A 25,657-nucleotide genomic window follows, 5' to 3' on the forward strand; every position below is an offset into this window, starting at 1 on the left:
CCGGATGCTTGTGAGGCTCCGGGCGGCCTTGCGGAATGATCGGCGTCTCCGAAACGTATGCTTGACAGTGTCGGATGGGGTCGGTACAAGCCCGCCTCACCGATGCGCGGCGGACGCCTGACGGGCGGATAGCTCAGCGGTAGAGCGGCGCCCTTACAAGGCGATGGTCACAGGTTCAATCCCTGTTCCGCCCATGGTCGTACCGATGTGGGGAGTTAGTTCAGTTGGTTAGAACGCCGGCCTGTCACGCCGGAGGCCACGGGTTCAAGTCCCGTACTCCTCGCCAATAAGAAGGGCCCGGAATCGTAAGGTTCCGGGCCCTTCACCTTTAGGGTGAGGGCTGCAGAATTCATCCTGCGCCGCGTGTCGTACCGATGTGGGGAGTTAGTTCAGTTGGTTAGAACGCCGGCCTGTCACGCCGGAGGCCACGGGTTCAAGTCCCGTACTCCTCGCCAATAAGAAGGGCCCGGAATCGTAAGGTTCCGGGCCCTTCGCCTTTTCTGACCGCCCTCGTCGCACACAGGAAGAGTCCCGCAGGCGTGCTGTGAGCAGCAGCCGCTGCTTTGGGTCAGCCGCCCCCGGTACACGCTCCCTCGACGCGAACCCGATCCAGGCTGTGACGTCCCGCGGCGACGAGCAAGGGGAGAGAGCCGCCCGCTCCGGTGCTCGACGCGACGATGAGCCAACCCAATCGTTCCAGCGCGACCAGCGCACCGAGGAACGTGGGGAATCCTCGTCACTGCCGACAATCCCAGGCACCATCCGGGCGATTCTCCACACCGGAAATTTCCATCCTCTTGCTTCCAGCTCCTCCTCCCATGCCCCATCCGCACCGCGTCGCTCGAGCCCTGGCCCTCGCCCTGCTCCCTGCCCTCGCTTCCTGCTCCTCTTCCGATTCCGAATGCACGGAGGACCGCGACTGCGCCTCCCGAGGCCCGGACATCGTCTGTGTCGAGGAGCTTTGTGTTCAGGCCTCCTCACCCGACGCGGGAACCGGAGACGCGGGCGTGGACGGTGGGCCGACGGATGCGGGCTCTGACGACGACGGCGGCGTGGACGCGGGCGCTGGAGATGCAGGCGCTCCGGACTCGGGCACGGACGGCGGTGCCCCGCCTCCGGAAGCACTGCTGCGCATCACGGAGATCAACCCATATGTCCAGCCGGACCTCATCGAGCTGGTGGCCGTTTCCGGCGGGTCCCTGACGGGAATCTCCCTCGAGGAGCTCACCAACTCCGGCTTCACCTTCACCTTTCCCGCGGGCTACACGGTGGAGACGGGGGCCGTGCTGGTGCTTCACCTCGGCGGCGGCTGCACCGACGCCCCCGGGAACCCGGCCTCCTGCGGTCAGACCGCGCCCTTCAGCGCCGTGGCGTGGGACTTCAATGCGCAGGGTTCGCTCAGCTACTCCGGCAAGGTCTTCGAGCTCTTCGCGTCGGATGGCTCGCCCATCGACGGCGTCCCCTTCGTGCGGGCCTCCGGAGAGATGCCCTCCAACCTCGTCGCCGCGGTCCAGCGCCTCCAAGCGGACCGGGTCTGGGACCCGACACCCTGCATTCATGACCTCCAGACGGGGTTCGCGCGCGACCGCTACTGCCGAAACATCGCGGTGGACTGGTCCAACATGAACGCGGGCGCCAGCATCATGCGCATCGCCGGGGACTCGCCGTTGACGACGCCCGGGTCGCGGACGCAGTGGAGCGCCCCGCTACCGTCACGCTGGGGCACCTACTAGCGGTGTCGGAGAAAGCCACCTGGCGCGCCGTCGCGCTGGGCGAGGGCACGGCGCGACGGCGCGCCCCATCGTTCCGCCCATCGCCGCCCGCATCGCGGCGACGCGAAAGCTGGGCGAGGATTTGTCCATGCCGATCCTGCCGAAAGAGCGAGACCCCAGGTTGATCACGATTCGTCGTGGCGGGAGCCTGACCGACGAGGACCATCACCTGCTCGCGGAGTGGGCCGCCCTCTGCGCGGAGCACGTCCTCCCCTTGTTCGAGAGCGCGTGCCCTGAGGACACGCGCCCCCGGGACGCCATCGCCGTGGGTCGGGCGTGGATCAGGGGCGAGGTGCGGATGCGTGACGCCCACAAAACCGCGTTCGTGGCCAACGCCGCGGCGCGTGGGTTGCCTGCTCCGGCCAGGTTCGCTGCGCTTGCGGCAGGCCAGGCAGTGGCCGTCGCCCACGTCGCTGCGCACTACCTTGGCGCGGCGGCGTACGCAATCCGGGCCGCCGCCGCGTCGGTCGCCGAGGGGGACGCGGAAGCGGCCCGTCTGCAGGAGCTCGGATGGCAGCGGAAACGGATCCCCGCCCCCCTTCGTAAGCTGGTCCTCGAAGACCAGCGGGCGCGGAACGACATCTGCTGGGGCGTCTTCGCCGGGTGACGCAGGTCCGAGTCCTCACGCTTTCGCGGCGCCGGGCCGAATGGTGGTCGCCCGAGGTCGCGTTGGATGGTTGGAAGCACTTTGCATTGATGGTGCCCCACGCCCCGTAGAGGACGCCTCATGTCCATCGACAATCTCGAACATGCCAGGCGGCTGGCCCTGGAGGAGGCAAACCGGGGTTGGAAGGATTTGGAAGACCCCATCGTCATCAACGACGCCGTGTCCTACGCAACCCGATATGGCTGGGTCTTCTTCTACAACCTTCGCTCCGTCATCGAGGGGCGCAAACCCCTCGGGCTGCTGGGCAACGGCCCCATCGCCGTCCTGCGCGACGACGGCTCGGTCCACCGGATTCCCGCAGCACGTTGGCGACGGGACCTGGAGGTATTCGAGGCCGCACTCAGCGCTCAAAAGCCACAGTGAGCCCGGCCCGGCCTTCCGGACAACACGCTCCAGCAGGGCGCCCCCTCACGCCGCTGACGTCTGACGGACGGATAGCTCGGCGGTAGAGCGGCGCCCTTACAAGGCGATGGTTACAGGTTCAATCCCTGTTCCGCCCACGGTTGTACCGATGTGGGAAGTTCGTTCGGTTGGTTAGAGCGCCGGTCTGTCACGCCGGAGGCCACGGGTTCAAGTCCCGTACTCCTCGCCATTCGAAGCCCAGCAATCCTCAAGGGTTGCTGGGCTTTTCTTTTTCCTCCGTCCCCCTATGTGCCCTCAGTGTGCCCCTCCGGCGTCGTTGGCCGGAGCGGCGTGGAGCTGGAGGGGCACCGGCCGGTCGAGCTGCTGCACCGCGCTCTCACGGGCCTCCGGCGCGAGGTGGGCGTACCGCATCGTCATTTCGATGGTGGCGTGGCCCATCAGCTCCTGGATGACCTTGAGCGGGACACCCCGCATGGCGAGGTGGCTGCCGTAGGTGTGGCGCAGGTCGTGCCAGGTGATGCGCCCCTGCTCGCGGCTGATGCCCGCCTGGCTCACCGCCCGCGATAGCCGGTGCTCCGTCATGCTCGCGGTGAGCGGCTGGCCGTCCGGCTGGCAGAACACGTAGGGGCCGCGCAGGTGCCGATGCCCCTTGAGTGCGTCCACCACCGAGCCGGGAAGGTCCACCGTCCGTCCCCGTCCGCCCTTGGGCAGCCCCGTCACTCCCTGCCAGATGGAGCGCCGCACCTGGAGCTTGCCGCGCTTCAAGTCCACGTCGCTCCACTGGAGCCCGATCAACTCCCCATGCCGCAGCCCCGTCTTGAGCGCCAACAGGACCAACGTGCGCCACTCCGGCTCGGCGGCGTTGAGCAGGCGCTCGGCTTCCTCGAAGGTGAGGAAGTCAAAGGCGGGCTTGTCCGTCTTGAAGAGCTTCACACGCGGGACGTGTTGGAGCACGCCCTGTTCCTGAGCCAGTGCGAGCAACTTGTGCAGCACGGTCAGGACGTTGTTGATGGACTTGAGGCTCAGGAGCTTCACCCCGGAGCCCTTGCGCAGGGCATCCTTCGAGGGGGCGTTCTTCCTTCCGGGAATGCCCGCTGGCTTCTTCCGCATCGCGGCCTTGAAGTCCTCGATCTCCGCTGGACCGATGGCGTCAAGAGGCGTGTTCCCGAACACGGGGAGCAGGTGGTCATCAAGGATCTGCCGCTTGGTGACGACGCTGGAGTGCTTGTTGTTGTTCTCGCTGTACGTGATGAAGCGCGGGACGAACTCCCCGAGGGTGAGGACCCGGCCCGGCTCGTTCTGCTTCTCCTTTCCGAAGGTGCCCGTCAGGAGGGCTTGGCGGACTTGACGCTCGTACTCTTCCGCGCCCCGGCGGGTGTTGATGGGCGATGCCTTGCGGACTCGCTCCACCCTCCCGCTCGGGTGCTGGTACTTCACGTCCACCCACCACGCCTCCTGCACCTTGCCCTCCTTCGTCTTCCACTTCCGCAGCCTGACGCTCATCGCTTCTCTCCGAGCGCAGGACCGCCGTTACCCGGCATCCAACGTAGCAAGACAACGCGGCGGATGCGGATGGATCGACCAAGGTGGAGGACTCCGGGCACCTGTCCGAACCGGATCGACTCGTAGAGCGTCTTCCGGTTCACGCGCAGGAGTGCTGCGGCCTCTTCGACGGTCAGGAAGTCGGGCGCGTTGGAGCCCGCTCCCGTGGGCATGTTCATCGCGTGCCTCCGCTCGCGTTGCTGGGCGTTGCGTGGACAGGCTTGGGCTCGGTTGGCGAGTGCGCGGAGCCAGCACTCGCCCCGGCAGCGCTACGCGGACCCGCGAGAGGAACGACCTTCGTTGCGAGCGCCGTAACGTCGTCGTCCGTCTGGTGCCACGGAGGGAGCCAGCCCCGCGTCTTGCTGTCGCGCTGCTCAGTCCAGCCCGCCGACTTCAGCGCGGAAAGGAAGGTTCTTTTCTGCGGCGGATGCTTCTGCCCCACCACGCGGCAGAAGCCGCAGACCGCCGCATACAGCGCGTCGTTCGTGAACGCCTTCGTCTTGCCGACCACGGGCCCCGGAGGCGCGTGCATGTTTGACGGCGCGGTGGGGCTCTTCGTCGCCCAGTCGAGAATCTGGCGGTCGGGGTCCGGGCTGTCGATCAACTCGCGCAGGAACTGCTCCGTCACCGGCTCGCTGAGCTGCTGAAGCTCCTCACGGGAAGCGTTCGCGTGAGGGCGCCTGACTCGCCGCAGGTCCACGGCGCGGGTCGTCATCTCATGAGCGAAGGCGGCCACTTGCACCATGAACTCCGGAGTAAAGGCGTCGTCCTCACCCGGCGCGTGCAGCGACTCCAAGAACTCTTGATGCGTCATGCCGAGGTCGGGGTGCTGGTAAGCGGCGGGCTTGGTCTTGTTGTGGAACACCGTCCAGCGGCGGTCGTTCTCCTCGATTTCGATGGGCTTCGTTCGGTTGGTAGCGGCCAGGAGCCCGGCGCGGTTGGATGCTGGGGTTCGGGGAACGCCCTTGCTCTCCAGGAAGACCTCGCTATCGGTGATCATCGCCTTGAGCCCGTCGCCGAGCGAACCGCCACGCTTGTGGTTGTCGAGCAGCTCGTTGGCGAAGATGAGGAGCTTCGTAGCGAAGTGGAGGTTGTAGGGCTTGGCCAGGTCCGCCTCGCCAATCTGGACGCAGTTGGAGGGCCCCAGCAGGTGCGCGAGCACGCGATAGAGCACGTTCTTTCCGGAGCCCGGGGGCCCTTGCAGAAGGATGGCGGTGCCCGGCCTGGAGCCCGGATTCTGCACCTTGAACGCGATCCAGTTGAGCAGCCAGTCAAGGCCGGCTTCGTCTTCGGCGAGCCAGAGCAGAACACGGCGCACGGTGGACCACTCCCCCTGAACTGGCGCGAGCGTAGGAGCCTCCCAGGTGTTGACCGCAAACGTCCCGTCCTTGCGCCGGATGAGATCGGGCGCGTTCGGCCTGCACTCAATGGCCATGACGCCCGCGCAGAGGTCCGGCACGTCGGGCGAAGCGGCCAACGGGCTGACTCCACGCGGCCACATATTTCGCGGGTCCACCAGCCCTCGCAGAATCAGGTAGTCCTCGGCCGCCTTCTGCGTCAGGAACTCCGGAGCGAAGCCACGCCCATCGTGGCGCCGTGCAAGGTATCGCTCCAGCGGAACGACCTTCACGAGCGGCAGCTTGGCAACCTGGGTCAGCGCTGCTGCCGTATCGGCTGCGTGCGCCAGCGCATCACCGGGATGGATGCTCGTGCTCATTGCGCGCCCCCGTTCCAGTGGCCCGAGCTGGCCGCCAGTCCCAGAGTCCGGCGCCATTCCGCGTACTCCGCTTCCCGTTGGGCCGCTCTCTGGCGGTCCCATTGCGTGAGCTTGGCGCGAGCCCCGCGCACCCCTCGCAGCGCCTCACCCCACACGTCACGGGATGGCTCCAGCCGCACGAGCGCATCGAGCGAGCGGCGCGCGACTTCGAGGAGGCTTTCCGAACTCTCCTCGGGCGTGGCCACGCGGGCGAGCATTTCGGTCAGCTTGTTGATGCCCAGGTGCCGCTGCCCGTCGAGCATGAGCACTTCGCCCGCGTCCATCTGCGCGAGAATCGTCACGGCGTCGGGACGCTTGAAGCGCCGGAGCCGCTTGCGCACGTCCTTGAGGTCCGCCACCCGCGAGCCGTCCAACTGTTCTTCGGTGGGACGCTCGGCGTAGCGTGCGAAGGGCTGCCGCAGCAGAGGACCGAACTCGGCCTGTACGTCGAGCGGCTGGCCCTGGTGGTGCTCCGGGGCTGGACGTGGCAGCGCATTGGAGGGGTCCCAGCTTGGCAGGTAGTAGAGCCGCGCGACGTCCTTGCAGGAGATATCGGCCTTCAACGTGGCTTCCGTCAGGCCCCCGAGCCCCACGCACTGCATGAGGCGCGGCCACAGGCGCTCGGACCAGCGGCTCGCCGAGCCAACGGGCACGGGCTCACTGAACGGGAAGACGACGCGGTAGCGGATGGGCTTCGCGGTGCGCCCGTAGGAGTGCGTCGGGTAGGCGAGGAACCAGAACCCGCGGCGGCGCAGGCTCTCGAGCCATGCATCCAGCGCGGCCTGCGTTTCACCGTCGAAGTCCACGATGGCCAGGGTGACGTGAGAGAAGTTCGCGTTGCGGCGGTAGGGCGCTGGCGTCGGTTGCCCGTCCTTGCCCTCGTAGAGCCCATCGGCGCGGGGCGGATGCGGCTTGGCCGGGATGATGGCGCGGCCGTCCTTCTCCGGGCGCACGAGCGGAGCGGCGGCCACCTCGTAAAGAGCGGCCATCAACTCGCCCGCTGAGCCGAACTCCACGACATCCAGGCTCCCGGGAGTGAAGCGCGAGTCAGTCAGGCAGACCGTCCAGGAAGCGGGCACCTGCGCGGGGCCCGACGCTCGGTTTCCCGCGTCAACATGGGACGGCATGGGGGGAGCTGTGACGGAAGTCCCAACGCGCTGGGGCTCCGTCATTGCTCCGTCACTGGGGTTTTCACTCTGTACGTGACGGAGTGACGGAACTCTCTCTTCCTTAAGTAGAATAGAGAGAGAGGGGAAGGAGATACGAGCTGCGTCAGTCATTCCGTCACCCCCTCGCGACGTGGGGCAGGCGTAGCGACCGGCGTCAGCGCGTTGGGGTCGGCGAGCATGTAGACGCGCGGCACCGCACCGCGCACGCCGGGCCTGTGACGGTGGGACACGCGCACCGCGCCAGTTGCCAGCAGAAGGGTCAGGGCCCGTCGGGTGAACTGTTCTCCGGAGCCGAGGTGCCCGCGCAGCTCCTTCACGGTGAGGCCATCAGGCCCGGCTTGGGTGAGCGCTGCGATGACGTGGGGAATGTGCTTTTCGAGAACTTCAATCATGTTTGTTTTTCGTTGTTTCTCCCATCACGGTAAATGCGTGCGTTTTTTGGCCGGTGGTTCACGGGCACTGGCACCGATGGGCGACCGTGCTCCGCTCGCTCGCAGCGCAAAGGGCCTGACATTCCGCAGCCCGCCCTCGCGGTGGACGGACTTGGAGACATCCCCCCGGCTCCGATTTCCGCAGCGAGGCCACTTGGGACCGTGCTCGGCGGTCGTACACGCTGGGAAAATTTTCAGAAAAACTGGGGCCCGCTGGTTTCGCCGTTCGTCCCCCCGAAATTCTTGCCGAAACCTGCCTCTGACTGGCTGGACGTTGACGCGGCGCCGATACAAGCCGAGCAGGCAACTCGCGCTAACACGCTCCACAGGCAACTGCGCTACTGCCCTTATTCCGGTGGCTCACGTCCGTCGCCGCGTTCCTGAGTCTTCCAGGGCGCCAACGTTCTGTTCCCCGGTCAGGTCCAGCCGAGCGACGCCCGCCGCGTTCCCGGTGCCCTCCAGGGCCCCGTCGTGTCATTCCCCAGTCTCGATGCTCGTGGCGTTGGTTCCTGCGTTCCTGGAGCCCTCCAGGGCCTTTGGCTGGCCTCGGCTGGTGTTGCTCTTCCGGCCTGTTCTTCGCACCTTGGCGGCTCCACAACTTCCAGGTGCCGGCACTTCGGGCACTCTTCACCTGTCGGTTGTTCTCGTGAAGGTGGGGCGTGAGGGCAACTACCGGGAGATCGCGGTCGGTGCCAAGAGGACGCCCGCGCCGCACTGGCTGAATGGACGGCCGGGTGGGGAAATGAGCTTCTCGTTGCGTACCTGATGCCAGCGAGGCACGTCGCGACCTACAGCGTGCCGCTCGTCGGAGGGGCGATCCTCTGGGGCGGCAAGGTGTACCGCTGGACCCTTGGGGCGAGCAGCCGCGGGCGAGACGGTGCCCCTGCGCAGGCGCAGCCGATGGTAGCGTGCTGTCTTGGGAGGTCACGCACCATTGCTGCAACCTGTTAGATTGGCCCTTGCGCTCGTGCTCGTCTGGGGGACTGCGCCGCGAGCCGATGCCGCCCCGCCGCGCACGGAGCGGAAGCGGGCCGTTTCTGTCGTCGTCAACCCGGATGCACCGTTGCCCGAGATTCGCGTCGAAGCGGCGTCGCCGACATGGCTGTACTTTCCGACCGCCATCGCGGAAAGCACGCTGACGGTTGACGGGCAGCCGCGCACGGTCGACGCGGCGGCGGTTCCGGGCGAAGGGGTGCGGATTCGGGTGCTCGACGTGGGCAAGCGTTCGATCATCGTTCAACCCGTGGAGGATCTTCGACCGGGTGAACGTCACGAACTGACGGTCTTCTTCGCGGACGGGCGAGCACCGGCACGGGCCGCGTTCGTGCTCGTGTCGGACCCGGCCGAAGTGGACTCGCGGATCGACGTGGAGCGGCGCGAACCGCCGAACGCAGCCTGCCCTGCCGAAGCGCCGCGCGCCCCTCCCCGACCGGAAGACTTCGTGTTGCTGGGCTACGTCGACCAGAACGGCGTTCAGACGGGCACTGTTGCGCCGACTGCGGACGACCCGAGGGGCCTGCGGTCAGAGTCAGGCTGGACGTATCGCGGGGCTACGTGGGCGCTGGTAGACGTGCGGATCTGGAACTTGGCCGGTCAGCGACCGTGGACGCCGGGCGAGGCAACGTTGACGGGGAAAGGTGGTGTCACGCTTCGGGCTCGGGTCGTGACAGAGGGGGGCGGGGAGGTAGCTCCCGACGAGGCGCTGCGGGTGCTCGCCGTGGCTGACACTCCGCCCCCCGAAGCGGGTGGGGTTTTCGCTTTGGAGGTACGGGGGACGGGTGGCCGAAATCTTGTGATTCCGCGAGTGCTTTTCCCCAAGCGTGCGACGGAGGGCGACCGATGACTTTGAACCTGATCCGCCTGCCTTCCGGCACGCTCATTGACGGCTGGCATGTCGTGAAGGAACTCGGCAACGGTGGCTCTGCCGTCGTCTACCTCGTGGAGAAGAACGGCAAGCAATACGCGCTCAAGCTCGCACGACACCGCGACGCCAGCGGGGATGAAATGCAGACCCATGCCCGCATGATGCGCGAGTTGTCGATCATCACATCGCTGAGTCATCCAAATATCGTCAGCCATCGCGGTTCCGGATACGTTGAAACTGGCAACCTCTACCTTGTGCTGGAGTATGTGGATGGGTGGACGCTTGGGGAGTGGAAGGAACGCAAGCACCCCACGGCGCATGAAATCCTGCGTGTCTTCATCAAGATTGTCTCCGCCTTGGCTTACATGCACAGGTTGGGCGTTCTTCACCGTGATCTGAAGCTGGCCAACGTCCTGATTCGCAAGAGCGACAGGGAGCCGGTCATCGTTGATTTTAGCAGTGCTACTCACGCGCTCGCTGACGATTTGACTGATGGTGGCCTGCCCCCCGGCACGGATCGTTACCGGGCCCCTGAGCAGTTCAGTTTTCTCCGAGAGCACAAAGACGAGCGTCGGGCGCGGTATGCCTTCCAGGTGGCCGACGAAATTTTTGCTGTCGGAGCCATGCTCTATGAACTGCTGACGGACCCGCGACCGACGGAGTACCGGGCTCGCTCGCCGCTCAACGACCTGACCATCCCGCCGGCCCCGGCAAGGAAGGCGAACCCGCGAGTTCCGGAGGCGCTCAGCGACCTTGCGGAGAGCATCCTGTCCCGAGACCCGGCGCGGCGTCCGGTTGATACCGAAGTGCTGCGGCGCGAGTTGGTGGAACTTCTGGAGGATCCTGGAGCTGACTACACGGCGCCAGTGCATCCACCCTCGGAGCAGCGGCAGCGTGAGCCCTCCGAAGGTGAGGCCCCAGCGATGCCGGAGCCGGCGAGCAAGCCCCGTCCGCACAGGCGCGGGGCGCTCGCGGCGGGTGCCGTTGCCGTGGGGCTTACCGCTGGCGTGGCGCTTTGGGGACTGTCCGGAACGGTTCCCGCGCCGCCTGTCGAGCCGCACGTGGCCCCGCGCCCGGTGGCCTCTCGTGCGCCTTCCGCGTCCCCGAAGACTGTCTCGCCTGATATGTCAGCCCCTACCCCCATCGTACAGGGGGACGCAGGTCCATCACCTGCCGCCGTTCTGGAGGAAGGTTCAACCGTGAAGCCCCAACCCCCCGAAGCCCCGAAGCAGGCGCGCACTGGACGCGGCCAGAAGGCGCCCCCCATGCCGGACGTGTGCAAGGCGCTGCCGCTCGTCGCCGCCCTTGCGGCAGGGTGTCCCGGTGTCCAGGTGCGGCCCGAACCTTTCGAGTGCCCATCCGGCGCCGTTCAGGCGATGCGTGAGGAACTTCGCTGGCGAGGCAGCGAGTCGTTTTCGGTCCTCATCGACGACCGTCACGGGGTCCACGAGCGCCTTTGGTTTTCCGCAGGCTCGGAGGTTGTTGGAGTCGTCCCGAAAGGCGTGAACGATTCCCGGCAGCGGGAAGTCGCTCCCCCTGGGACGCGGTTCCTTGGCGGGAAGGTCTATCTCATTCCCGAGAGAACGCCGCTCGGGAGCCCTGGACGGGTGATTGTGAAGTATGACCGCGTGAAGGTTCCTGGAAAGGACGAGCTGCCCGTGTGCTTCGTGGTGGATACGCCAGCCGAAGAGCTGAAGGACACGGCAGGGAGAGCCTTCAACGGGACGATCGGATGGCCCGTTACTGAGTGGCCCTGAGCGTTCCCCGCAGGGGGACGTGGCGGGTAGGTGGTCGTTTCTTGGCGCTGCCCCCATTTTGGGACACCACCCTGTGAGGGGGTTCCCTTCCGTCCCATCCTCTGGGTAACGTGCTCCTGCGTCGCGTCGGCCCGGAGCCTGCGCGAGTGGCGGGAGGACCGAGGATGCCGGCAATCGACTTCAAGCTCCCCAGAGGAGCAATCCTGTTCACCGATGACGAGTTCGCTTACGAGTTCCGTGAAGACCTGGGAGAGGCTCACCACGGGCTCAGCCTCTTCGTCGCGCGGCGCCGGACGCTGGAGGGGAATCACCCCCGGGGGAAGGTGCTGCTCAAGGCGGTAGGCAGGGCGACCGCTGAGGAGGGGGCGCGCGTCAAGCGTGCAAGGGCGAAGCTGGAAGAGCAGGTCCGCCTGGCAACATACCTCCAGCACCCGGGCATCCTCAGCGTCCACGGTCTGCGCAAGACGGAAGGGGCTTGGTACGTCATCACCGAGCACCCGTCCGGCCATACCCTCAACGAACACTTGACCGTTGTTTCAGAGTGCCGACGCTGGTTCTCGCCTCTGTTCGCGCTGTACGTCGGAGCGCAGGTGGCGAGTGCCCTGGAGCACGCGCACACGGCAACGGACGAGAAGGGGAACCCGCTCGGCATCGTTCACCGGGCCATCGACCTGGATCACGTCTTCATGGACTGGGACGGCACGGTGCAGGTGGCGGACTTCGGACTCGCCCTTTCCAACCTGCCGGGGCGCGTGGCGTCCACCGTGGTACGTCCGCAGGCGGATACCTACTTCTCCTCTCCTGAAATGCTGCTGTCTGGCCGCGTCGATGCACGCTCGGACCTCTACACGCTGGGCCTCGTCATGCTTGAACTGGCGACGGGGAAGAACCTGCTCGACGTGCCCGACGGGGTTCCCGATGCGTTCAAGGCGAGGCTGTCGCGCCGGCAGCTCCAGCGGGTCAATCGAGCGCTCCGGCGTGCCCGGCTTGCCGGCTGGGGCCCCGCGATGGACGCGGTCATCTTGCGCGCGGCGACCTACACGCCGGAAGACGTGGACGCGGTGACGGCGAATCTCCCCGAACTGCTGCGGGTGCCGCTGTGCAAGCTGCTCCAGCGGGAGCCTGCCGCGCGCTATCAGTTGGCGGGAGAGCTGGCGTCAGACCTGCGTCGGTGGCACGGCGAGGCTTACGGGAAGAGCGATGCGGCTGTCGAGGTAAAGCGCGCCGCCAAGGACGCAAGCGAGGCGTTGGTGGAGTTGGACCTTCGGGGGCCCCGTAGTGACGGTCGCGCCATGGACGACACCACGACGCGCTAGGTGTGCCGACCGTGTACCCTCCAGCGCGGTTGAAGGCGGCACACGGGAACGGCGTGGAGCGGGGCGGGAAGACGAATCCGAGGAGAATCAAGGCGATAGCGGATAACAACACGCCTGCCCAGGCCCCGCTCCCAACTGCTAATCAAAGTCCAGCAGGCGAAATACCTCGGCAGGAGAGAATGCGGCAGGGCGCACATTGAGAATAAATACACCCTCAGTAGGATAAGCAACCTCCTCACAATATAGCTTATACGGGACGCTAAACTGCCCAGTAGCCTCCGCAAAAAGAAATGCAACCGTGCGGTCTCTAAAGGTCCCTTGCAGGATGCTTCCAAAGTGGACGCTCAGCAACGTGCGGCCCCTGTCACGAGACAGTCTGATTTCGCTCGCATCCGCATCTACATCGAAAGCCTCCTCAAGTCGCGTGCCGGAAGTGAGCTTCAGTTGCCACTGGCGGCGGAGTTCCGTTTCGCTGGAGAATGAAGGAATCTTGAAAGTCGCTGGGCTTGTGGGACGTTCGGGGACACTAGGGGGAATTGGGAATGAAAATCTGTTGGGGAACCACGTCAATCCCTCAGGAAGTTCCAACCGAAGAAAAGTCTTAGTCGCCTTTCTCGTTCCATCATTGTAAACCCTCAATGGAACAGAGAAGCTTTTCGCCGCATTTTTAACCGCCTGCGAAATCTTTGGAGCCCACTTCTCATTTATGGATTTGACGTACTCATCTACCTCCTGGTTGTACTGATCGAGTTGCTCTTGTGTAGGCGCCTGAATACTCGGCAGCGAGACTCCTAGCACGCCTGATAGTGCACTTCCGGCTACCGTTGCAGCTGTCTTCATAAAATCAAGACGTGAAGCGCTCAGCGGAGTTGGGGGAAGACAGGTAACTAGATGATCAAAAGCCCTCTTGAGAGAGTCAGAGTCGGGGAGATTGACATCTAGCTGTGTTGCTGGCTCGCCCTCAATTGAGATGACAGCAGAGTTGGACGGGGCTGTATGACCGAATGCTCCAGTCGCAACCATACGGGACAACGCGCGTATCGAAGGATCTGCATTCACAATGCGCGCAGAATACTTTTCCCATTCGCTGCGATCGGCAAAGAGCGGAAACCACTCGTTTCCATCGAACCGTCCAAACTTCCAAAACGGCGGCAAAAGGCTCTTGGGTGTTGAATGCTGAAGCACCGTCAGCTTTTGAAGATTCCCATACCCCAAAAGCCGAGCATTCAGCGTTTCATCCCCCCAGCCTGCCTTGTCGGCAAACAAGTCTCTCGATATCTTTGATATGATATCAACGGCCGCTTGCGCCTTTTCCTTGCTCGCCCAAAGGGCTCCTCCGTACTCAAGCCACTTTACAAAATCTTTTCTACCCGAATAAACAACAACAGAAAGTCCCAGCTCCCTTGCGGCAGTTTGGACATCAGTTGCACCTTCTGACAATTCCACTGCAACAACTATGTAAATTGGAGTAGTCTTCAGGCGCTCCAATGCCTCTTGCGACCAAGGGCGACTAACATGCTCGCGCTCTCCTTCAAATGAAGGATAAAGCTCCTGAAAGAATCTTTTAAGCTGAATGCCAGAAGTCAAATTGTCATCAAAAAACACAATGGAAGAAACCGGGGATGCTTGCTTGAGAAGTTCCTCAATCTCCGTCAGTTCCATTAGGCGTCGACTCAATTCTTTTTCAGGGTAGCCGAGCGCCTTTGAGAGCACATACCCGACATGCGCGGCACTATCGTGAACCTTTCCTGCCGGCACAAAGATCGCCGACTCTCGGTGCGCAATAGGGATTTTATTAATGGCCGCAAGCAGGAGGTGGCCAAGTCGCGACTCGTCTATAAAATGTATGTTTTCTAAAAGTCGAAGTGCAACTTGAACGGCTGCTGGCTCCCTAAATTGCAGAAGCCAATGGACAATTCCGTCAGGAGTGACTTGACCCGTATAGTACGTCTTGCATTCATCGGCAATCCGATGAACAACCATCATATTGCTGGCGATAATCTGTGCTGAGGCAGCGATTGTGTCGGCTGTTGTTGGCAAGATGGTCTCCTAATCTAAATATTTAAAATTGCGCCATGGTGCCCGAGATATTCGCAGCATGTTCAGGAGGGGCGCAAGGCGAAGGTGCCCCAAAGACGGAAGGCGAAGGTGCCGAAGGAACAGGCCCCCCCAGCATCCAGGGAGCGGCGCCGAAGGATGCCCCGCCATCCACTCCCGAGCCCACCGAAACGCGCCGGGAGGACACGCACCGAGCCGACTTGCCGGGACACTCCGCCAGAATCCCCCCGGCAGTGTCTGGGGCCGGGGTCATGGACCGCGCCAGGGTCGGCCAAGCGGATCGCGACTCCTGATCGATCAGGGCTGGCCGCCTGCGGCCGGCTTGCCCAGGTGCCCGCGCGGAGGGAGCGTCAAGGGCGCAGAACCGTTCAGGTTTCGGCGTAGCCAACCCTTGATGCTCCCGAGCACGCGGGCTCCCCGTCTGATCGAGACAGCGATCCGAAGGGGTGACCCGCGAGCGATCCGATGGGGCGACCCCTCACAGGAAGGCGGCCACGCCCGGGACGACCGTGCCAACGCCTTCGCCCAGTCTATCTTCAAGTACATCGTCCGGAAGCGATAGAACGCGGGCGCGGCCAAGCGAGCTGCCGAAAAATCGGTGCCAGATGAGGAGTAACTTGGCATGCCCTTAGGCAACGTTGCGCGTCGCAAGAGCTTAGGCGAAAATCTTCCTTCCACATGGGGGATCAATGACGTCCGCCGCTGCTGCTACACCCAAGGCATTCATCTCATACTCCTGGTCTTCACCCGAGCATAAGGAACGAGTGCGCCAGCTAGCCGATCGACTCCTTGCTGACGGTGTGGATGTAATTCTCGACGAGTACGACCTCAGAGAAGGCCATGACGTCGTTCATTTCATGGAACGACTGACGACGGACACCACCATCTCGAAGGTCCTCGTCATATGCGACAAGGTCTACACCGAGAAAGCGAATGCTCGAAAGGGAGGAGTGGGCACGGAGTCTCAGATCATCTCAGCCGAAGTCTACAGCAAGATCGATCAGGAGAAATTCATCCCCTTAGTCTTCGAATCCAGCGATGGCTCACCCATGCTGCCCGTCTTCTTGAGAAGTCGATACTACATTGACATGTCGACTCCGGAGAGGGAGGAAGAGAATTACGATGCGCTTATCAGGAATATTTTCAACAAGCCGCTTAGAAGGAAGCCCACAGTTGGGAAGCCTCCCGCGCACATACTCGAAGACGAGTACAAACCATCCGCAACCCGGCATCTCGCCCGAACGGCGCGCGAGGCCATTCTCCACTCTCGACCGTACGCCGATGCCTCGTCCAAACGCTATCTCGCAACATATGCCGAGCATCTAACGGGCCTTAGGGTTCCCAGCCACAATTCAGCCGACGCATTCGAAGAGGCATTAATCAAGGCACTTCACGATTTCATCCCTGTCAGGGACGAACTTGTTGAATTCATCGACTTCTTGATTGGCCATGCGGACATCAACCGAGTTTCGGAATACATCTTTGACTTCTTCGAGAGTGCCGCAGGAGCAATGGCGGTGCCAATGCCTGAGAGCGGGCCTGTTCCACCGGAGGCAACAGTCGAAGCTGCCAAGTTCGCTGTTCATGAGCTGTTCTTGCACATTTTCTCCTTGCTGATTAAGCACGGCCACTTAGCGGCCGCTGAGATTCTCTTGTCGCGCGAGTACCACGTCCCTCTCAATTACGGTCGTCTCGCGTTTGACTCTTTTGTTCACTTCCAGCCGCAGCTTGAAATTTTGGAGGCATATCGAAGAAATAAGACGAACCTCATCAGTCCAGCGAGCGGCCTTCTTAAGGATCGCGCCGTCGGGCTAGTGAAGTTCCCCGAGATAATGCAGTCGGACTTTGTGCTCTTTGTTCGTAGCATTATCCACTCAAGCGTGGGGCCATGGGTGCCTTCGACGCTTGTTTATTCAAAGTACTCTCAAACGATTCCGATCTTTGAGAAGGCAGAGTCTGGACGGCACTTCGCGAAGCTCAAAGTCTTGCTGGGCGTCGAGAGCAAAGCCGATCTTGTGAAGAGGTTAGAACAGGCTGACGAAGGTTACAGGCTTCGGGGGCGGGTACTGCTCCCATCGAACCATTCGCGCATGCACATTGCCGAACTTGCCGGGCTCGCGAAACTCGATACGCGTCCATAGTCTCTCGACGCATGAGAGGGATGGGGCCCTGTTCAGGGGTGGGCGGGAGGGTGCAAAGGGGCCGAGGAGGGCCGCTGACCGGGCCGCCCGAGTCAGGGCACACGCTACCGTCAGCCACCCATGGGCTTCTCGTGAGCCCTGGTAGACCGGGGCACTCGGGCCGCTCGCATCCGTGAGCGGATTGACCCTGTTGGGCCGCATGTGCCCCCAGTGTGCCCCTCCAGCGTGGTTGGAGGCGGCACACCATGGAACGGCATGGGACGGAGCGGGATGACGAACCCGAGCGAAATCAAGGCGATAGCGGGTAACAGCGCGTCCTGCCTGGGGTTTCCTATCGCCCTGCCCACGGGTTCAAGTCCCGTACTCCTCGCCAATGAGAAGGGCCCGGAGTCGTAAGGTTCCGGGCCCTTCGCTTTTTCGAGCTCCATCCTTCCCCTTCGTCCTTGCTGGAACCTGAGTTCCACCAGCACACAGTGGCCCCAGGTACTGCCCAGTGTCCTCCCGGGAGAGGGCCTTCTCATCCGGGATGGGAGCCTCGATGGGCGGCGAGAAGACGGGCCGCTCCACCACCATGTCGAAGTCGGCGGCTTGAATGAGGGGGGCGTCGTCGGCGTTGGCCGGGAGCGGCGTGTCCACGTCCACGACCGCCGCGTCGACCACCACGTCCGGGCGCGCGGCCACGGCGCGCTCGGCGGAGTACACGAGGAAGGCGCTGCCCTCATCGGGCGCGATGTACACCGCGCACGCGGAGGCTGAGGGCTTTGTACCGCTCGAGGCCCGCTCCTCCCGGTCGTGCCAACAAGTGCTCGGGTGCGCTCCCAGTCGAATCCCGGTGCACCCTGGTCCGAGACGTCCGCTGCGGGGTCCGATACAGAGAAATCGTCATGTGACGGCGAGAAGCCTGCCCACTGACTCTTTCTTCAACGCAACCCCTGGAAGCAGAAGTGAGGCAAGTGATGAGTCGATTCTCGTGGTGTGTAGCGATGGCTGTCGCCGGCTCGGCGCTGAGCGCGTGCGGGGTGGAGGACGAGCAGCTCGCGATGGCCATGGAGGCTGATGCGGCCTCGGCCTCGACCACCGAGCAGCCTCTGGCGGCGTTGACCTTCGCCTCCGTGAGGGCCTTCAATGATGGCTGGGTCACCGACGATGCCGTCAACTCGACGGAGCACTACAACATCGGGAAGATCTACTGGTTCTTGTCGGGTGACAGCTTCTACGACGCATTCATGACGTTCAGCTTCGAGGCGCTGCCGCCCCTTACTGCGCCCATCGAATTCGCGCGGCTGCGCCTCTGCCTGCAGTCTGTCACTGGAGATCCGTGGGGCAACCTCGGCCCCCTGTATGTGGCTCGCGTCGATCCCTATAGCTCGCTCAACACCTCGCTCTACTATTCGGCCTCGTTCGATACGCAGACGTACTGGAGTGGGAATCCCTCGACCAAGTGCACGCAGGTGGATGTGACTCAGATGGTCCGCAACGGTCTGGCCAAGGGAAATCGGGTCTACCTGCGACTCTTCTTCCCTCATGCCCCCAGGGGTGGGACCCAGGAGTTCATCAGGGTGAGCTCCAGCCGCGACAGCCAAAACTACCCGTACCTCTACGTCAAATACAACTACACGTACGAGTGATGGGCCCCCGGCTCGCCAGCCGGGTGAGCCCATGTCAAGGGCTGGCTGAAGCAGCGCTGAAGTCTGAGCGAGCCTGACAAGGCCTGGCATGCCCACCTTCCGGTGCATGCCTCGCCGCGAGCGGGCCCTGGGCGCCTCTGGGTTGGCTCAGCGCGAGCCCGTGGCGGCGATCTTCCGCCACTCGCGTGGCGCCATGCCGTAAGCGGCCCTGAACACGCGGCCGAAGTGCGACACGTCCCGGAAGCCCCACCCCAGTGCGATGTCTGCGATGGTCCGTGCGCGCATCGCCGGGTTGGCGAGGTCCTTCTTGCAGCATTCGAGACGCCGCGAGATGACCCATTGCATGAGCGTCGTGCTGCTCTCGTCGAACAGCTCATGCAGGTAGCGCTTCGACATGCGAAGCTCCGCCGCCACACTCGCGGGAGTCAGGGAGGGGTCGGCAAGGTGGCGCTCGACGTACTCACGGACCCGCTGTCTCCGGGCTTCCTTCGTGCTGGGCGACGCGGCGTGCGCCACCTCGGCCGTGGCACCAAACGCGAGGGCCAGCACGTCCAGGAGGATCCGGATGGCAGCATCGGTCTCAGGCTCGGTCAGCGGTGGCGCCGTCAGGAGCGCGCGCAGGTAGGCCGAGGCAAGCGTTCCCACGCCCGTTCCCGTGCGCACGACCCGCCCCACCGCCCGGTCCGCGTCAGCGAGCCGCGGCCGCAGGACATGTTGAGGTAGCGCGAGGGACATCCCCTGCCACTCGGTATTGAAGCTGAACTCGGTCGGCCGTGTCAGGTCGACGAGCGTCAGATCTCCTGGTCCGAGCGGATGTTCCTCACGGCCCTGCGTCAGCCTCCCGGTTCCGGCGAGCTGGAGGTTGACGAAATAGAGCTCCCGGGGCGCGCGGGCGATGTCGCGAGCGCTACGACACATGCGCTGCGCCACGGAATCGAGATGGATGAGCGGGAACTGGCCGAGGGTCCGCAGGTGAACCTGCCCGACGAATGGCTCCGCCTGCTCCGACGGCTCCCACCGCGAGCCCGCGACGCGACTGCTTACGACCTCGCGCCAGCTCGCGTGCAGCCCGTTCTCTGGGACAGTGCCAGGAGTGAGGTTGCTCCGCATGCCGACAGACGCTCCAGGAGTACGTGTCATGCGGGACCAGCCCGGATGCTCTTGGAGCCTGGACGTGTCCACGCACCATGAGAGGAGCACAGATGGAGTATCAGTGCCAGTTGGGCCTCGAGTAGTCACCGCCAGCCCGCGCCACTGCGACCGAGCATGGCGGCCACCACCCGGTCACAGCGAGGCGCCTGGAAGGTGAACGTGGTGTAGCCCCCTGAAGAGTCGGACTTGCCCTCCTCCAGCACCAGCTTCACGGCCCCGGCCTTGAACCCCGGGCTGAAGCTACGCCGCTGTCGCCTCTGCTTTTTCTCGCTCTCCGACATCGAACACCCTTCCCTCACATCGAGGGTGTCCACGGAAGTGGTTGACTCTCACCAGCTTCTCAAGTGCGCACATGGTACCCGTCGGCTCGGGCGTTGGGACTCCGTGCCGGGTTGGGGAGGTGGCGCGACAACGGGGCAACTTCACTCCGACCTGATTCATGCGCACCGCGTCTTCCGGGGCAGCTTCAGTCAAAGCGACAACGTCCCTGACATAGGGGGCCAATCAGCCGCCCCATCCGTTTTATGGCGAAGGCCACGCAAGCATCGCGGCATCAATGATGGTGGTGAGCTTCTTGGCGGAAGCACCATCACGGGCCTGGATCGACAAGCCCTCCAGCACCGTAGTGTAGAATGCGGCGAGCGTTCTCACATCGGTTGACGCAGGGAGGTCTCCCTCCGCAATCCCTCGCTCGAGCCGCCGTTTCAGGGCACGCTCGCCATCGAGGCGTTTCTCGGCGAGGAAGGTTCTGACCATCTCGTTCTCCGGTGTGCCCAGGAGCGAGGCCAGGACGATCATGCACCCGCGCGGCTTTTCGCTAGCGATGTAGGCTCGCGCATTGGCACGCAGCATTCCCTCCACCGCCGCGCGCGCGGATGGCGCGTCATTCAGGCTACGAGTGGTGTGAATTCCTTCAGTCCGGTCGTAGAGCTCGACGGCTTCGCGGAAGAGCTCTTCCTTGCAGCCGAAGATGGCATAGAGGCTGGGCTTGTTGACGCCCATCGCTTCGACCAGGTCCTGGATGGACGTGCCTTCGTAGCCGCGCGACCAGAATACGCGCATCGCCTCCACGAGAGCCTCGTCGCGATCGAAGCCACGGGGCCGGCCCATCACGGAGGGGGGCTTCTGCGTCTTTGCCTTCGCCTTGTTCGTGCTCATCTTTCGAGTGCCCGCAGGCCGGCGACGCCGACGCCGATCATCATCAGGAAGACGATGCGGGCCGCCGAGACCTGTTCGCCGAGAACTATCATGCCGAAGACCGCGACGCCGCACACGCCCAGGCCCACCCAGACCGCGTAGGCTGTGCCAACGGGCAGTTCCTTCAAGGCGAGCGCCAGCAGCACCAGGCTGACCATGGCGAGGCTCAGGCCGACGACACTCGGCCAGAACCGCGTCAGGCCGTCGGCTTGTTTGAGCGCGAGCGCCCAGGCGATCTCCAGGCACCCCGCCACCACCAACAGAATCCACGCCATGAATGCCTCGCGTTGTCGCGCCATCAAGCAGAGAAGCCACCGTCCACCGCGATGGATGTGCCAGTAATGAAGCGTCCGCCGGCACCCGCCAGATGCCCGACAGTGGCGGCGATGTCCTCAGGGCGGGCGTAGTGATTGAGAGCCAGGAGTGCCAGTTCGGAAGTGGCGGTGGGGCCGTCAGCCGGGTTCATGTCCGTGTCGGTGGGTCCTGGATCGATGACGTTCACCGTGATTCCGCGCTCACCGACCTCCCGAGCCAGCCCCCTTGTCATGCCGAGCAGGGCGGATTTGCTCATCGAGTAGAGCGTGACGCCGCCATAGGGAACGCGCTGCGCGAAGCATGAGCCAATCGAGATGATGCGGCCCCCGTGCGTCATGTGCGCGAGCGCGGCCTGGGATGCGATGAACACGCCACGGACGTGGATTGCCAGCGTCCTGTCGAGCTCTTCGAGCGTGACCTTTTCGACCGGCCCGGAAGGAAAGATACCGGCGTTGTTGACCAGGATGTCCAGACGGCCCAGCTCGGACGCCGCGCGTTCCACTCCGCCACGGACGGCATCGGGGTCTCCGCTGTCCGCCTGGATGGCCAAGGCCCGCCGGCCCAGCGCCTTGAGCTCCCCCACCAGCGCGGCTGCTTTGTCTTCAGCGCTCGCATAAGTGAATGCAACGTCCGCGCCGCCCTTCGCCAGATGCCGAACGATGGCGGCGCCGATGCCGCGGGTGCCACCCGTCACCAATGCTGCCTTGCCGTTGAACTCCATCATGGCCATCCTTCGTTTAGAACCGATCGTTTAAAATATATGCAAACCAGGGGCTTCGTCGTCAAGACTTTTGTACCGGTCGGTATCAATTGCGCGGTGAGCCGATGATGTGCATCCGATTGCTCCTCCCAACACCGCCTGGGCAGGGCCGCCCCCAGGAGAGTGGGGCTGGGAGTCACATGCCTTCCTTGGAGCCCACCGATGTGGTGGAGGAGAATGCGGTCTTCAGCGGCGCGCCTGTGTGTTCTGCCGACGTGTCTCCGGGTCGGTGGGTAGCACTGTCACCGTCGCCGTGCGCCCGGACACGAGGAGTACCTCGGGCGGCACCTCGTCGAGTGCCACTCGCACGGGCACGCGCTGGGCCAGCCGCACCCAGCTGAACGTCGGATTCACGTTCGGAAGAAGGCTCGGCCCCTGGGCGCGGTCCCGATCCTCGATGCCCGCGGCGATGCTCTCCACGTGGCCTCGCAGCAGGGGCCGCTCGCCCATGATTCGGATGGAGACCTCGTCCCCCACGTGGATGCGAGACAGCTTCGTCTCCTCGAAGTAACCCTCGACGCGAAGGGAGTCCGTGTCCACCAGCGCGATGACCTGCCTTCCGGTGGCCGCGTAGTCCCCGGGCTCGAGCGCCAGGTTGGTGATGATGCCATTCACCGGCGCCTTCACCGTGGAGCGCTCCAGGTTGAGCGCCGCGACGTTCCGGTTGGCGATGGCCTGGTCGAGCGCGGCGCGGGTCTGCTCGACGCGCGCGAGCCCCTGCTCTCGTTCCTGCGTGGACAGGAGCGTCCCCATCCGCCGGTTCCGCACGGACTCGCGCTCCGCCTGCGCCAGGGCCGTGCGCTGACTGGCCACGGCCGCGTCCGCCTGCTTCAGCGCCAGCTCGAAGCGCGCCCGATCGATGACGAAGAGCTCCTGCCCCTTCGTCACGGGCTGGTTGTCCCGCACACTCACCGACGTGACGAGGCCCGATACATCCGGCGCGAGCTGCACCACGTCCGCGCGCACGCGCCCGTCCCGCGTCCACGGCTCGACCTGGTAGTGCCGCCACATCCACCCGGCCGCGAGGAGGGCGGCGGCCACGGCGACCGCCGTCACCGCGAACCGGACCAGGAAGGTGGGGGTCGTCGGTTTCATGAGGCCTCAGCGATGCGGTGCGTGGAAGGCGAGCGCCGTCACCGCGCACCAGAGGATGACGAAGAGGGACAAATCGAACAGGGCCGGGTGCCACACCCAGCGGTAGAAGTGCACCGCCCGGAGCACGCGCCGGATGGCAACGCTGAGCCCCAGCGCCACCAGGGCCCAGACGAGCAGCGAGGCGATGAAGACGCCGTGAAAGGACACCTCGCCCGTCATGAGGCCCCCTCGCTCGCGGGACGCGGAAAGTAGGGCCCCGCTCCGGGAAACAGGGCGCGACGCAGGCCGACGAGGGCCATGATGCCGTCGCGCTTGCGCGGCGTCGGTGGCGCCTCCGCGACGCGGCCAATCGCCTGGTCCAGCTCGCCCAGCAGCTCCGGCGCCGGTGGCTCCGCGCGGCCGGCGGAGCGCGCCTGGAAATGCCTCGAGACACCGCGCAGCAGGCGCTCGGCGGTGGCGCGGGCCTGGGGACTGGCGTGAGCCCGCAGCTGCTGGAGCTCGACGACATTCAGGCCGAGCCGCAAGTCACCGAGGGCGTCGGCCGCCTCGAGCGACTCGTCGCGCGCGAGCGCCAGCCTCGGCGAGAGAAGGCCCAGCCGGTCGAGCATGCGGCTCGTCCAGCCCTGGCGGTCCACCGGCGCCCCGGGCGTGGACAGCCCCGCGAGCTCCCGCCACCCGAGCCGCAGCAGCCGGTGCACGCTCCAGTCCGCGCCGACGGAGCGGAAGAAGCGCGTCGCCATGGCCGCCGCGATGAAGCCACCCGCCTGGGCCAGCGAGCCGTTGATGAACTCCGCGAAGTCCGGGGTGAACGTCTCCTGCAGCCCCAGCGTGCCCAGCAGCCCGAGCATCGCGATGTTCGCGCGCCCCGCGTACCTTGGCTGCGCCATCAGTACGCCGACGAGCAGCAGGACGGGGGCCAGCACCAGCGTGAGCATGGCGAAGTCGTCGATGGCCGGCAGCACGCCGAAGAGGTACAGGCCGCCCAGGGGGAACGACGCCAGCGTGAAGTACAGCGCGGAGAGGATGGCGGGGACGGGGTCGTCCTGGCTTGCGAAGAGGCAGCTATAGACGGCCGCCATCATCGCCGCGGCGCTTCCCTCCGGCCACGCGGTCGCAATCCAGAAGGCGCAGCAGCCGAGGATGGCGATGACGGCCGCGAACGACGACTGGAGCGCGAGCCGCCGGTCCCGGTGCAGCGGGCGCTGCGCACGGGCGCGCACCAGGGGCTCCAGTTGCTCCGGCACGGGGCGCGCCGGGTCCCGGATGAGGGCGCGGAGCTCCCGGCAGTCCTGGAGCGTGGCCACCAGCTCCTCCAGGCGCACGGCGAGGCTCGTGGTGACGAGCGCATCCCAGTCCGAGCGCGCGTCCAGCGGCGGTGCCAGCGCGGCGCAGGCCTCGCGCAGCCGCTGCGCCTCCGCGCGCGGTGTGTCCGGGCTCGCGCGGACCCAGGTGCCCAGCTCCTGGAGGAGCGCTTCCAACCGGGGCTCCAGCGGGCGGCCTCCGGACTGGAGGACGGAGAGCCGGTCCTCCACGCTGGAGAGGATGGGAAGCAGCAGGGCCATCCGGTCCTGCAGCGCGCGCACGGCGCGGGTCCTCGGACGCAGGGCCGACGTGTCGAACGGCAGGTGCGTGGAGAACAGGTGCAGCTCCGTGATGTCGGAGGCGAGCCTGCGCCGCTCTCGGGCTACCCGCGCGTCGCTCCGCCCCGCGAGCGCGTCGAGCGCCCAGCGCTGCGCGTCGCGCAGGAAGCCGTCGATGCGCGCCGTGAGCACCGGGCTCAGGGGACGCGGGAAGAAGACGCTGTGCACCACGGTGGCACAGGTGATTCCGAGGGTGATTTCCTCCACGCGCGCGACGGCCGTGTCGAAGATGGCGGTGGGGACGGAGACGCTCGGGAAGCCGATGATGGCGGCGGTGTAGCCCCCGAGCATGAAGACGTAGCTGCGCGGCGTGCGGTCGAGCAGTGCGAAATACAGGCACAGCCCCACCCACAGCGCGAGCGCCAGGGACAGCAGCTCTGGCGATTGAACCAGCAGCGGAACGAGGACGAGCGCCATGCTCGCGCCAAGGAGGGTGCCAAGCACCCGGTACACGGCCTTCGAGCGGAGCGCGCCGGAGAGCGGCTGGCTCACGACGTAGACCGTGATCATGGCCCAGTAGGGACGAGGGAGGCCGAGACGCAGGGCAAGGTAGAGCGCGAGCATCGCCGCGACGAAGCTCTTGATGGAGAACATCCATTCCGCGCGGCCGGGTGTCTTCATCGCTCCATGTCGGGTGCGTCCGGTGTCCTGAAGATTGAAGGTGGGGGCCAGGACCCGGGATGCAAAGCGGCGCGTCCAAGTCCGCCTCTCTGCCCGGTGCACCTTCGCGAGCGAGCGGGAAGCCTCCGACTGACGGCGCCCTCAAACGGAATGGGAGCCCTGTTCGAGGGAGCGGACTGCTGCAAAGGACCGCTGGAGCGTGACGCGCGGGCTTCCAGACCACTGCGGGAGCACAGCGGCATCATGGCGCGTATCTGGTGGGGGGCGTCTTCAAGCAGGTGGAGACGGGCCTGCCATAGGGCGTCACGCTCGACCGGGTGCACCTGCGTCGGACGGGCGGCGAGCTTCCGTAGGCCGAGTACGCACAGGCGAGGAACCGACCGCTGAGGACTGCTCCTGACTCCGCGCTCGCC

General features: G+C 65.0%; 23 protein-coding genes and 5 tRNA genes. 13 read left to right on the forward strand and 15 right to left on the reverse strand.

Annotation, left to right across the window (positions count from 1 at the left end; genetic code table 11):
* The first annotated feature begins 122 nt into the window (after positions 1 to 122).
* From VZL07_RS03485 to VZL07_RS03520, 8 genes are all read left to right on the forward strand, one after another.
* Positions 123 to 194: transfer RNA gene (locus VZL07_RS03485), tRNA-Val, on the forward strand.
* Positions 195 to 209: 15 nt separating this feature from the next.
* A tRNA-Asp gene (locus tag VZL07_RS03490) sits at positions 210 to 286 on the forward strand.
* A gap of 92 nt (positions 287 to 378) precedes the next feature.
* A tRNA-Asp gene (locus VZL07_RS03495) sits at positions 379 to 455 on the forward strand.
* A gap of 552 nt (positions 456 to 1,007) precedes the next feature.
* Positions 1,008 to 1,733 carry a hypothetical protein gene (locus VZL07_RS03500; protein WP_426753903.1) on the forward strand — a complete coding sequence of 242 codons (726 nt, stop codon included), beginning with the start codon at positions 1,008 to 1,010 and terminating at the stop codon, positions 1,731 to 1,733.
* Positions 1,734 to 1,860: 127 nt separating this feature from the next.
* Positions 1,861 to 2,379, forward strand: coding sequence for a putative immunity protein (locus VZL07_RS03505; protein WP_426753904.1), 519 nt, complete (start codon positions 1,861 to 1,863; stop codon positions 2,377 to 2,379).
* A 120-nt stretch (positions 2,380 to 2,499) separates the two neighbouring features.
* Positions 2,500 to 2,802, forward strand: coding sequence for a hypothetical protein (locus tag VZL07_RS03510; RefSeq protein ID WP_426753905.1), 303 nt, complete (start codon positions 2,500 to 2,502; stop codon positions 2,800 to 2,802).
* A gap of 65 nt (positions 2,803 to 2,867) precedes the next feature.
* Positions 2,868 to 2,939: transfer RNA gene (locus VZL07_RS03515), tRNA-Val, on the forward strand.
* A gap of 15 nt (positions 2,940 to 2,954) precedes the next feature.
* Positions 2,955 to 3,031: transfer RNA gene (locus tag VZL07_RS03520), tRNA-Asp, on the forward strand.
* A gap of 65 nt (positions 3,032 to 3,096) precedes the next feature.
* On the opposite strand, the gene VZL07_RS03525 is transcribed toward VZL07_RS03520, so the two are convergent.
* The 5 genes from VZL07_RS03525 to VZL07_RS03545 form a co-directional block, all read right to left on the reverse strand.
* Complete coding sequence (locus VZL07_RS03525) at positions 3,097 to 4,305, reverse strand: tyrosine-type recombinase/integrase (RefSeq protein ID WP_426753906.1); 1,209 nt, start codon at positions 4,303 to 4,305, stop codon at positions 3,097 to 3,099.
* Positions 4,302 to 4,523: a helix-turn-helix domain-containing protein gene (locus tag VZL07_RS03530; protein WP_426753907.1), complete on the reverse strand. Its 222-nt coding sequence runs from the start codon at positions 4,521 to 4,523 to the stop codon at positions 4,302 to 4,304. Before VZL07_RS03530 ends, VZL07_RS03525 begins: the two co-directional genes overlap by 4 nt.
* The gene (locus VZL07_RS03535) at positions 4,520 to 6,061 is read right to left on the reverse strand and encodes a primase-helicase family protein (protein WP_426753908.1); all 1,542 of its coding nucleotides are present in this window, start codon (positions 6,059 to 6,061) and stop codon (positions 4,520 to 4,522) included. The genes VZL07_RS03530 and VZL07_RS03535 overlap by 4 nt, the downstream gene beginning before the upstream one ends.
* Positions 6,058 to 7,116, reverse strand: a complete 1,059-nt coding sequence (locus tag VZL07_RS03540) for a hypothetical protein (RefSeq protein ID WP_426753909.1) — start codon at positions 7,114 to 7,116, stop codon at positions 6,058 to 6,060. Before VZL07_RS03540 ends, VZL07_RS03535 begins: the two co-directional genes overlap by 4 nt.
* A 260-nt stretch (positions 7,117 to 7,376) precedes the next feature.
* The gene (locus VZL07_RS03545; protein WP_426753910.1) at positions 7,377 to 7,661 is read right to left on the reverse strand and encodes a hypothetical protein; all 285 of its coding nucleotides are present in this window, start codon (positions 7,659 to 7,661) and stop codon (positions 7,377 to 7,379) included.
* Positions 7,662 to 8,634: 973 nt separating this feature from the next.
* On the opposite strand from VZL07_RS03545, the gene VZL07_RS03550 reads away from it, so the two are divergent.
* The 3 genes from VZL07_RS03550 (at position 8,635) to VZL07_RS03560 (ending at position 12,637) form a co-directional block, all read left to right on the forward strand.
* Positions 8,635 to 9,543 (forward strand): DUF2381 family protein, encoded by a 909-nt coding sequence (locus tag VZL07_RS03550; protein ID WP_426753911.1) that lies wholly within the window; start codon positions 8,635 to 8,637, stop codon positions 9,541 to 9,543.
* Positions 9,540 to 11,321, forward strand: a complete 1,782-nt coding sequence (locus VZL07_RS03555) for a serine/threonine protein kinase (RefSeq protein WP_426753912.1) — start codon at positions 9,540 to 9,542, stop codon at positions 11,319 to 11,321. The genes VZL07_RS03550 and VZL07_RS03555 overlap by 4 nt, the downstream gene beginning before the upstream one ends.
* Positions 11,322 to 11,485: 164 nt before the next feature.
* Complete coding sequence (locus tag VZL07_RS03560; protein WP_426753913.1) at positions 11,486 to 12,637, forward strand: serine/threonine protein kinase; 1,152 nt, start codon at positions 11,486 to 11,488, stop codon at positions 12,635 to 12,637.
* 138 nt (positions 12,638 to 12,775) lie between these two features.
* On the opposite strand, the gene VZL07_RS03565 is transcribed toward VZL07_RS03560, so the two are convergent.
* Positions 12,776 to 14,677 (reverse strand): phosphoribosyltransferase-like protein, encoded by a 1,902-nt coding sequence (locus tag VZL07_RS03565; protein WP_426753914.1) that lies wholly within the window; start codon positions 14,675 to 14,677, stop codon positions 12,776 to 12,778.
* 707 nt (positions 14,678 to 15,384) lie between these two features.
* Between VZL07_RS03565 and VZL07_RS03570 the strand changes: the two genes are divergently transcribed.
* Entirely contained in the window at positions 15,385 to 16,836 is a 1,452-nt protein-coding gene (locus tag VZL07_RS03570) for a toll/interleukin-1 receptor domain-containing protein (RefSeq protein ID WP_426753915.1), read from the forward strand.
* Positions 16,837 to 17,187: 351 nt separating this feature from the next.
* Here the strand turns inward: VZL07_RS03570 and VZL07_RS03575 are convergent, their stop codons facing one another.
* The gene (locus tag VZL07_RS03575) at positions 17,188 to 17,574 is read right to left on the reverse strand and encodes a hypothetical protein (RefSeq protein ID WP_426753916.1); all 387 of its coding nucleotides are present in this window, start codon (positions 17,572 to 17,574) and stop codon (positions 17,188 to 17,190) included.
* A 245-nt stretch (positions 17,575 to 17,819) separates the two neighbouring features.
* On the opposite strand from VZL07_RS03575, the gene VZL07_RS03580 reads away from it, so the two are divergent.
* Complete coding sequence (locus VZL07_RS03580; protein WP_426753917.1) at positions 17,820 to 18,464, forward strand: hypothetical protein; 645 nt, start codon at positions 17,820 to 17,822, stop codon at positions 18,462 to 18,464.
* Between the two features lie 147 nt (positions 18,465 to 18,611).
* Here the strand turns inward: VZL07_RS03580 and VZL07_RS03585 are convergent, their stop codons facing one another.
* The 8 genes from VZL07_RS03585 to VZL07_RS03620 all read right to left on the reverse strand — a co-directional run bounded on the left by VZL07_RS03585 (position 18,612) and on the right by VZL07_RS03620 (position 25,244).
* Positions 18,612 to 19,574, reverse strand: a complete 963-nt coding sequence (locus tag VZL07_RS03585) for a helix-turn-helix domain-containing protein (protein ID WP_426753918.1) — start codon at positions 19,572 to 19,574, stop codon at positions 18,612 to 18,614.
* Between the two features lie 125 nt (positions 19,575 to 19,699).
* Positions 19,700 to 19,828 carry a hypothetical protein gene (locus VZL07_RS03590; RefSeq protein WP_426753919.1) on the reverse strand — a complete coding sequence of 43 codons (129 nt, stop codon included), beginning with the start codon at positions 19,826 to 19,828 and terminating at the stop codon, positions 19,700 to 19,702.
* A 310-nt stretch (positions 19,829 to 20,138) separates the two neighbouring features.
* The gene (locus tag VZL07_RS03595) at positions 20,139 to 20,774 is read right to left on the reverse strand and encodes a TetR/AcrR family transcriptional regulator (RefSeq protein ID WP_426753920.1); all 636 of its coding nucleotides are present in this window, start codon (positions 20,772 to 20,774) and stop codon (positions 20,139 to 20,141) included.
* Positions 20,771 to 21,088: a DMT family transporter gene (locus tag VZL07_RS03600; protein ID WP_426753921.1), complete on the reverse strand. Its 318-nt coding sequence runs from the start codon at positions 21,086 to 21,088 to the stop codon at positions 20,771 to 20,773. The genes VZL07_RS03595 and VZL07_RS03600 overlap by 4 nt, the downstream gene beginning before the upstream one ends.
* Positions 21,089 to 21,111: 23 nt before the next feature.
* Complete coding sequence (locus VZL07_RS03605) at positions 21,112 to 21,852, reverse strand: 3-oxoacyl-ACP reductase family protein (RefSeq protein WP_426753922.1); 741 nt, start codon at positions 21,850 to 21,852, stop codon at positions 21,112 to 21,114.
* Positions 21,853 to 22,074: 222 nt separating this feature from the next.
* Positions 22,075 to 22,983 (reverse strand): efflux RND transporter periplasmic adaptor subunit, encoded by a 909-nt coding sequence (locus VZL07_RS03610; protein ID WP_426753923.1) that lies wholly within the window; start codon positions 22,981 to 22,983, stop codon positions 22,075 to 22,077.
* Between the two features lie 6 nt (positions 22,984 to 22,989).
* The gene (locus VZL07_RS03615; protein ID WP_426753924.1) at positions 22,990 to 23,202 is read right to left on the reverse strand and encodes a DUF1656 domain-containing protein; all 213 of its coding nucleotides are present in this window, start codon (positions 23,200 to 23,202) and stop codon (positions 22,990 to 22,992) included.
* Positions 23,199 to 25,244 (reverse strand): FUSC family protein, encoded by a 2,046-nt coding sequence (locus VZL07_RS03620; protein WP_426753925.1) that lies wholly within the window; start codon positions 25,242 to 25,244, stop codon positions 23,199 to 23,201. The genes VZL07_RS03615 and VZL07_RS03620 overlap by 4 nt, the downstream gene beginning before the upstream one ends.
* Positions 25,245 to 25,657: the final 413 nt, after the last annotated feature.

Origin of the sequence: Pseudomyxococcus flavus (assembly GCF_050038885.1) — a bacterium.
In the GTDB taxonomy this organism is placed as follows: domain Bacteria; phylum Myxococcota; class Myxococcia; order Myxococcales; family Myxococcaceae; genus Myxococcus; species Myxococcus flavus.

What these genes read in the sequence shown, in the direction of transcription:
- VZL07_RS03555 (WP_426753912.1), top strand. Translation starts at nt 9,540, where the DNA reads ATGACTTTGAACCTGATCCGCCTGCCTTCCGGCACGCTCATTGACGGC.
- VZL07_RS03600 (WP_426753921.1), bottom strand. Translation starts at nt 21,088, where the DNA reads ATGGCGTGGATTCTGTTGGTGGTGGCGGGGTGCCTGGAGATCGCCTGG.
- VZL07_RS03615 (WP_426753924.1), bottom strand. Translation starts at nt 23,202, where the DNA reads ATGACGGGCGAGGTGTCCTTTCACGGCGTCTTCATCGCCTCGCTGCTC.
- VZL07_RS03525 (WP_426753906.1), bottom strand. Translation starts at nt 4,305, where the DNA reads ATGAGCGTCAGGCTGCGGAAGTGGAAGACGAAGGAGGGCAAGGTGCAG.
- VZL07_RS03605 (WP_426753922.1), bottom strand. Translation starts at nt 21,852, where the DNA reads ATGATGGAGTTCAACGGCAAGGCAGCATTGGTGACGGGTGGCACCCGC.
- VZL07_RS03560 (WP_426753913.1), top strand. Translation starts at nt 11,486, where the DNA reads ATGCCGGCAATCGACTTCAAGCTCCCCAGAGGAGCAATCCTGTTCACC.
- VZL07_RS03620 (WP_426753925.1), bottom strand. Translation starts at nt 25,244, where the DNA reads ATGAAGACACCCGGCCGCGCGGAATGGATGTTCTCCATCAAGAGCTTC.
- VZL07_RS03505 (WP_426753904.1), top strand. Translation starts at nt 1,861, where the DNA reads ATGCCGATCCTGCCGAAAGAGCGAGACCCCAGGTTGATCACGATTCGT.
- VZL07_RS03545 (WP_426753910.1), bottom strand. Translation starts at nt 7,661, where the DNA reads ATGATTGAAGTTCTCGAAAAGCACATTCCCCACGTCATCGCAGCGCTC.
- VZL07_RS03580 (WP_426753917.1), top strand. Translation starts at nt 17,820, where the DNA reads ATGGCTGTCGCCGGCTCGGCGCTGAGCGCGTGCGGGGTGGAGGACGAG.
- VZL07_RS03595 (WP_426753920.1), bottom strand. Translation starts at nt 20,774, where the DNA reads ATGAGCACGAACAAGGCGAAGGCAAAGACGCAGAAGCCCCCCTCCGTG.
- VZL07_RS03535 (WP_426753908.1), bottom strand. Translation starts at nt 6,061, where the DNA reads ATGAGCACGAGCATCCATCCCGGTGATGCGCTGGCGCACGCAGCCGAT.
- VZL07_RS03570 (WP_426753915.1), top strand. Translation starts at nt 15,385, where the DNA reads ATGACGTCCGCCGCTGCTGCTACACCCAAGGCATTCATCTCATACTCC.
- VZL07_RS03585 (WP_426753918.1), bottom strand. Translation starts at nt 19,574, where the DNA reads ATGCGGAGCAACCTCACTCCTGGCACTGTCCCAGAGAACGGGCTGCAC.
- VZL07_RS03530 (WP_426753907.1), bottom strand. Translation starts at nt 4,523, where the DNA reads ATGAACATGCCCACGGGAGCGGGCTCCAACGCGCCCGACTTCCTGACC.
- VZL07_RS03610 (WP_426753923.1), bottom strand. Translation starts at nt 22,983, where the DNA reads ATGAAACCGACGACCCCCACCTTCCTGGTCCGGTTCGCGGTGACGGCG.
- VZL07_RS03510 (WP_426753905.1), top strand. Translation starts at nt 2,500, where the DNA reads ATGTCCATCGACAATCTCGAACATGCCAGGCGGCTGGCCCTGGAGGAG.